The 1,914-nt window shown below is 73.9% G+C and carries 1 protein-coding gene and 1 pseudogene; both read right to left on the bottom strand.

Annotated features, from left to right (window positions below):
• Nucleotides 1-247, bottom strand: a pseudogene (locus AB0G02_RS37610) (hypothetical protein); the annotation flags it as partial.
• Nucleotides 248-504: 257 nt separating this feature from the next.
• Nucleotides 505-1,914: alpha/beta fold hydrolase (locus AB0G02_RS37605; RefSeq protein ID WP_360804497.1), on the bottom strand; the 1,410-nt coding region annotated here is incomplete at its 5' end.

Below are 1,914 nucleotides of genomic sequence, written 5' to 3'. Positions count from 1 at the left end.
CGTAGAGCGCGGAGGTGAACACCCAGTCCCCGACGCCCTGGAAGTAGGTGTCGAGCGAGTAGAAGTAGTAGTCGCGGACGGTGAACGACCTGCGCTCGGCGATCCAGTCGACGTAGTCCAGGTTGGCGTGCACGACCTCGACCGAGGTGCCGGGGACCGCGCGGCGCACCGCCGTGCTCAGGATGCCCAGCGCCAGCGAGGGCACGTCTATCAGCGCCCACGGCATGTTGACCAGAACGATTCGCACTGCGGCTCGCTTTCGTCGTGCTCGCGTCTGTGGTGTCCGGTTCGGGGGGTGGGAGGCGGGCGATCGGGTGCCGCCCGCCTCTGCCACCTGGTGACCTGCCGTCAGAAGCTGACCTTGACGGACACGCTCACCTCGACACTGCGGCTCTGGTCGTGGTTGCCGCTGATCGGGTCGTTCTTGATGACGCGCTTGCGCATGTGGTCACCTCCCTCCTGTGATCGGGGCGGACGGGTCCGGCCCGGTGCCGGTGCCCTCGTTCATCCCGTCTTCTTGGGGGCGGAGACCTCCCGCCCTCCCAGCGCCGTGGCCACGAAGCGCACCACGGAGCCGATGACCTGGCGGTGGACCGCGCCGGTGCGGCCCTCGTGGCCGGACGGTGTCCACTGCAGCTCGTGCTCGACGCCGTGCGCCTCCAGCGCCGCGACGTAGGCGGCGACCTGGTCGGGCGGGCAGCGATCGTCCTCGGTGGCGGCCAGGACCAGCACCGGCGCCCGCACGAAGGCGACGTGCGTCATCGGGGACGCCGCGGCGTACGCGGCGGGCCGCTGGTCGGGGTCGCCGCCGAAGATGCGGCGGTCGAGGGCGCGCACGGCGGGCGTGGCGCCGCGGTAGGCGGCGACGTAGTCGGCTATCGGGTTGACCGCCGCGACCGCACGCCACAGCGTCGGCTGGACGCCCGCGGCCAGCAGGGCGAGGTAGCCGCCCCACGACGTGCCCACCACCGCCGTGCGGTCCTCGTCGGCCACGCCCGTCGCGACCAGGTGCTCGCGCACGGCGGCGAGGTCGAGCAGCTGCGTGTGGCCGGGTCCGTCGGAGAAGTCGTTGCGCCAGGCCGGGCCGTAGCCCGTCGAGCCGCGGTAGTTCGGCCTGACCACGGCGCAGCCGATGCCCGTGAAGACCGAGACCAGGGCGTCGTAGGCGTCGTGGGCGGCGGCGTGCGGGCCACCGTGCAGCAGGAACACGGTGGGGTGCGGTCCGGGTGAGTCCGGCGCGGCGAGCAGCGCGTGCACGGGCCCTGCCGGGGTGTCGACCCACACCTCGCTCGTCACGCCCGCGCCGGTCGCGTTCCGCGGGCCGCCGAACGACCACCGGCCCGACGCGGTGCGCAGGTGCGGAGGGTGCGTCGTGTCGGTCCACACGTAGTGCAGGTCGCCGTCCGGCTGCACCTGGGCGGCCAGGATGCTCCCGCGCGGCGTCGGCACGGGCACGTCGGTCCGCCGCTCCAGGTCGAGCTCGCGCAGTTCGGACCGGGCGTGCCGGTCCCGGCGCACCAGGACCCGCCGGCCGTCGGGGTACCAGGTCGGCGCGATCTCGGTGTCGGAGTCGAACCAGCCCACCTCGCGGACTCCGCCGTCCGGGGTCCACTCGGCCAGGCGGTACGCGGTGTCGCTCGCGGTGGTCAGCAGCAGCCGTTCCGGGCCTTCGACCGGGGCGAACCCCGAGACCCACAGGGCCCGTCCCGGTAGCCGCAGCGGCAGCCGTTCGCCCGTGACGAGGTCCAGCACCACGGCGGGCACCGGGTCCTCGGGGTCGCGGGCGAGCACGGCCAGGCGGCCGGAGTGGGACAGGTCGACGAGCGTGGTGTGGCCGTCGAAGTCGCCCACGTGGTCCACCCGGCCGTCCGGGCTCCTCCGGTAGACCGCGAGGCCGTCGTGGCCGACGCCGAT

The sequence above is a fragment of the Actinosynnema sp. NPDC023658 genome, from assembly GCF_040639995.1.
In the GTDB taxonomy this organism is placed as follows: Bacteria; Actinomycetota; Actinomycetes; order Mycobacteriales; family Pseudonocardiaceae; genus Actinosynnema.
Note: the sequence above shows the minus strand (reverse complement) of the source record. Positions and strands in the feature narration are given on the sequence as shown.